This is a genomic window from Paenibacillus sp. P22, assembly GCF_000469945.2.
GTDB lineage: Bacteria > Bacillota > Bacilli > Paenibacillales > Paenibacillaceae > Paenibacillus_O > Paenibacillus_O humicus.
Map to the genome: position 1 here is coordinate 1 of NZ_CBRA020000162.1, position 4812 is coordinate 4812.

At 62.8% G+C, this 4812-nt stretch carries 4 protein-coding genes; all 4 read right to left on the bottom strand.

Going from position 1 to position 4812, the window contains the following annotated elements; genetic code table 11:
• Window positions 1-1028, bottom strand: a 1028-nt coding sequence (locus BN871_RS20270; protein WP_157060345.1) for a hypothetical protein, incomplete at its 3' end; no start/stop codon positions are given.
• Entirely contained in the window at window positions 1018-2013 is a 996-nt protein-coding gene (locus BN871_RS20275; protein WP_048748542.1) for a beta-ketoacyl-ACP synthase III, read from the bottom strand. The genes BN871_RS20270 and BN871_RS20275, both read right to left, overlap by 11 nt.
• 332 nt (window positions 2014-2345) lie before the next feature.
• Window positions 2346-4166 (bottom strand): adenine deaminase, encoded by a 1821-nt coding sequence (gene ade / locus BN871_RS20280; RefSeq protein WP_048748543.1) that lies wholly within the window; start codon window positions 4164-4166, stop codon window positions 2346-2348.
• A gap of 171 nt (window positions 4167-4337) precedes the next feature.
• The coding region (locus tag BN871_RS28595) for an SGNH/GDSL hydrolase family protein (protein WP_048748544.1) at window positions 4338-4812 on the bottom strand (475 nt) is incomplete at its 5' end.

Here is a 4812-nt window from a genome sequence, read left to right on the forward strand (position 1 = left end):
CCCCGCAGCCGGCCGCTGAGGCCTGCGGCCAGCATCGGCAGCGCCAGCATGACGCGCTTGTCCGGCCGAGGTTCGACAGGAGCCGAGGCCGAACTTGCCTGCGGCAGCAGCAAAGCCTCGGCTATGCCGGGGTTTCCAGCCAGCAGATGGATGCCGCTGGTCGTACGCGGATTGCATTCGATCGGCATCAGGCTGCCGTCCTCCTGCTCGATCAAGTCGAAGGCGAGCTGCCCGGTGAACCTCTCCAGCTCCGCGAACCGGGCTGCCCAGGCCTGTGCGGCGGGGTGGCGCAAAGGCTCGAAATAAACGCTCGCCCCGCCATAGGCGGAGAGCTCGGAGGCGTAGGCCGCATGAGCGGTCACCTTGCCGTCGTGAACGATGCTGTAGGTGCAGATTTCCCGTCCTCCGATATATTGCTGGGCTACCCATGGATAATGGCCCGTCCCCAGCTCGGATGCCGCCTCCACCAGCTCTTGGCGGCTGGTCGCGATCCTGACCTTGGCCGCGAAGCGGGAGTATTCCGGCTTCAGGACGCAGCCTCCCGAGGAGAGCATGTCGCGGAAGGAGGAGGAATGCGCGAAATCGCGCCACTCCTCGGGCTTGCTGATCCGTACGGTCATGGGCACGTTGAAGCCCAGACGGCCGGCCGTGCGGATGAACTCCGCCTTGCTGTGCAGCCTCTGCAGCTGGGCCAGCGGCGCCGTGAACACGGCGCACTGCGACCCGAGCCGCTCGCGGCTTGCCGCAACGAAAAAGAGCTCCTCGCAGGTCGGAATCAGGCTGTGTATTCCCTCCTGTGCGATGATCTCCTCCAGCGCGTCCGCAAATGCGGCAGGATCCGCGGCGGGCGAGGGAACCCGGCAGCTGCGCTTCACGGACCGCGATACCCGGCACAGATGATGCCGGGTGCTCTCCGCGGCGATCACCTCGCAGCCTGCAGCTGCCAGCAGGCGCGCCATCTCCAGCGCAGCCGGAGCCCGCCCCCCGGTCAGAAGCACTCTCTTCCCTCTGAGGCCGTCAGTAGACAAAATCGATCGCTCCGATCGAAAATCCGGCCGATGTCCCGAATAGCAGGATCCGGTCGCCGCGCTGCATCCTGCCCTGCCGGATCGCCTCGTGAAGCGCCATCGGGATCGACGCTGCAATCACATTGCCGAATTCCGGCGTAATGTTCATCAGCTGCTCGTCCGAGATGCCCAGCTTGCGGCTCAGCAGCCTCATCGCCATCGCGCTTCCCTGATGGGGGACGACGAGACGGTAGTCGCCGATCGCGCTTCCCGTCGCTTGGAGCACGCCCTCCATGAAGTCCGGCAGCAGCTTGTAAGCCATTCGGAAGATCGCTTCGCCTTTCATATCGAAGCGGAACTCGGAGTCGTTCTCCTCCTTGTACTCGCCGGCATGCAGTCCGCTGCCGCCGCCCCGAATCTCCGAATGATGCGCCCCTGCGCTGTATGTATTCATCGCCGCATGCAGGATGCGGGAGGCTCCTTCTCCAGAGCGCTCGATGACGACCGCGGCAGCTCCGTCGCCGAACAGCGCCGCGCTTTCTTTTTGCTCCCAGTTCAGCCCTTTGGAAGCAACCTCCGTCGAGACGAGCAGCACCCTCCGGTATCGTCCTGCATGCACCATATAGGACATCACATCCATGCCGGCCACGAAGCTCAGGCAGGTGGAATTGATGTCGAAGGAAGGGACCCCCGATTTGCCCTGTCCGAGAGCTTCCTGGATCAGCGATGCCGTGCATGGAATCGGCTGCTGCATCGTGGCGCTGGTACATACCAGGCAGTCGATGTCGGCGAATTCGAGCTGCGCCGCCTCAAGCGCCCGCTTCGCCGCAACCGCCCCCATTTGCGAAGCCGTTTCGGTCCCGACAAAGCGCCGCCGATGGACATTGGTCTTCTTTCTCACCCACCCCGGCTTCACCTGCAGGCGATGGTCCATTTCCGCATCCGTCACGAGAATCTCCGGCAGATAAATCCCCGTCCCCGCTATTCTTACCTTCATTTCCGTCATGGTGTCCCCCGCTCGCATTCGGACCGCATGGCCCTTCCGCTCTCTTTTTAGCTATGGCAGGCAGCACGCCTGCGCTCTGCGCATACTGATGAATCCTACTTTTTACCCATCTATTGCCATAATAGAACATTTTGTCGGTTTATGTCCTTGAATTCGGCCTAAAAGCCTCCGGCACGCAAGAGGATTTCGTTTCGACATTGCGATTCGAGAACTGCGGGCTGCGGCAGGCAAACCCAAAAAAGGCATCCTCTCGGATGCCTTTCGAATTTCTTCTCGCGCGCATGGCCTGCATGCAGGATGAGCTGGTCGCGGAGACGATCGAGGAGACGATCCTAATCAGCTCTGTCCCCGTCAGCCGTATCCCGCTCCACCTCAATCAGCTTGAACTGCGTCACATCCGCCAGCCCCCGGTTCGTAATCCGGATTTCCGGAATGACCGGCAGGGCCACCAGCGAGAAGGTCATGTAAGGAGCATTCAGGGAGCAGCCGATCGCCTTCCAGGCTTCCTCGAGGCCGGCCACCTCGGATACGACTTCCGGCAGCGATTTCTCCGACATCAGCCCCGCGATGGCCATCGGCACCTGCGCCAGCACCTTCCCGTCCTCGACCACGATCATGCCTCCGCCGATCTTCACGAGCTCATTGGCCGCGAACGCCATCTCCTGCTCATCCACGCCCATGACGAGCAGGTTGTGGCTGTCGTGAGCCACCGTGGAGGCGACAGCCCCTCGGGTGATGCCGAAGCCCTGCACGAAGCCCAGCGACACCTGGCCCTTGCCGTGATGCCGCTCGATGCAGGCGAGACGGATCGTGTCCTGCCGGATATCCGGCAGGATGACGCCGTTCTCTACGGGGAGCTCGGCGGCAGCCTTCGCGGTCCGCGCGCTGTTCTCGATGATGCGGATGACATGGACATGGGCAGCCGTGGAATCGAATCGGCTGGCCAGCCTGAAGTCTTCCGCCGCCAGCTCGCGGCCGACATGCATGGACTGGCGGATATGGGGCGGATACACGAATGCCGGGAAGCATTCCTTGCGCAGCTGTCCTTGATCGTAGACAACAACCCCGTCCGCCAGCACGGTCGACGGCGTCATCCGCTCCAGATCGTCCAGCAGCAGGATATCCGCACAGCGCCCCGGGGCGATGCTGCCCAGATCCTGTTCGCATTTGAAATACCTCGCCACATTCACCGTCGCCATCTGGATGGCCGTGACGGGCTCCACGCCTTCCTCCATGGCCCGCCGGACGACATGGTTGAGATGCCCTTTCTCCATCAGCGTCTGCGGACTGACGTCGTCGGTGACGAGAGAGATGTTGCCCGTCGGCACCTTGTCCTCGGTCACGACCTTGATGACTTCCTTGACGTCATGCCAGGCGGAGCCTTCGCGAATCATGAGATGCATGCCCATCCGCAGCTTCTGCAGCCCCTGCTCCCGGGTGACGGTCTCATGATCCGAGGTGACGCCAGCGGCGAGATAGGCTTGCAGCATGCGGCCGTCCTCGCTGGGGAAGTGGCCGGTGACCGTTTTGCCGCTCTTGATCGTAGCCTCGATCTCTCCCAGCATGACGGGATCGCCATAGACGACCCCAGGGAAATTCATGACCTCCCCGAGCCCGACGACATTGTCCCAGGCCAGTCCCTTGGAGATGTCCTCGACGCCCAGCCTGGCTCCGGCATCCTCGAGATCGAGAGTCGCCGGAACGCAGGAGGGAAAGGTCGTGAACACCTTGAGAGGAAGCTGCTGCCCCTCCTCATGCATCAGCCTCACGCCCTCCGCTCCGAACACATTGGCGATCTCATGCGGGTCCATGAAGATCCCGGTCGTTCCTTTGGCCATAGCGGCCTTGGCGAACTCGGTCACGGACAGCATCGTGCTCTCCACATGCATATGCCCGTCCAGCAAGCCGGGGCAGATATACCTGCCCGCTGCATCGATGATTTGCGTCCCGCTTCCGATGGCATGCTCCGCGTCCCCCACGTACGCGATCCGGCCGGCGGCAATCGCAACGTCGACATGCTCCAGCAGCTCCCCCGTATGGACGTTGACCAGAATCCCATTCCGGATGACGACCTCGGCCTCCGCCTCGCCCCGGGCTACCCGGGACAGCAGCCGGCTTGCTTCATGCAGCGGCGTTCTTTTTCCAGCGCTCATCCTGCTCCTCCACTCCTTCAATACGCAATCCTTCCAAATATTTAGCTTGTCACGATATCCGCCGCCCTATGCGACCCTCTCTGCCGCGCCAGCTTGCAGGCGAGCGGTGGGATCGCATGACGGCGGTCAGCCGGCATGCCGCTGCTCCAATGCCAGGACGGGCAGCCCGTTTTAAGGCTGCAGCCGTCCCCGCAGATAGGCTGCCAGCTCGCGCGCAGCCTGTTCATGCGCCGCGGCGCCGGGATGGCTTCTTGCGCCCGTCGTCTCCTCCGTCATGGCGGGAAGCTGGAACACCGATACCTTCCGGTCGCCCGAACGCTTGATGTAGGCATCGACAGCGCGGTAGATGGCCGGCATCATCGGCGTCCCCAGCATGCCGTAGGCCCAGACGATATAGGCATCCGGGTTGCAGGAGCGGATCGTCGAGAGGAAGCTCTCCGCCGCCGCCTCGAAAGCCTTCAGATCCTCTTCGTTGAAGGTCCCGTCCTCGTTCAGACGCTGCTTGTAGATCTTTCCGGTCTCCTCATCCTTCCACTCGGGCGAGTAGAACGCGCCTCCGTCGTTGGTGCCCAGATTCACGACCACGGCATCCGGCTGCCAGGAAGCGAAGTCATAGTCGCGGAAGGCGCCGAGAGCCGCATTCCTC

Coding starts and splice junctions, on each gene's coding strand:
- ade (WP_048748543.1), bottom strand. CDS start 4,166: ATGAGCGCTGGAAAAAGAACGCCGCTGCATGAAGCAAGCCGGCTGCTG.
- BN871_RS20275 (WP_048748542.1), bottom strand. CDS start 2,013: ATGACGGAAATGAAGGTAAGAATAGCGGGGACGGGGATTTATCTGCCG.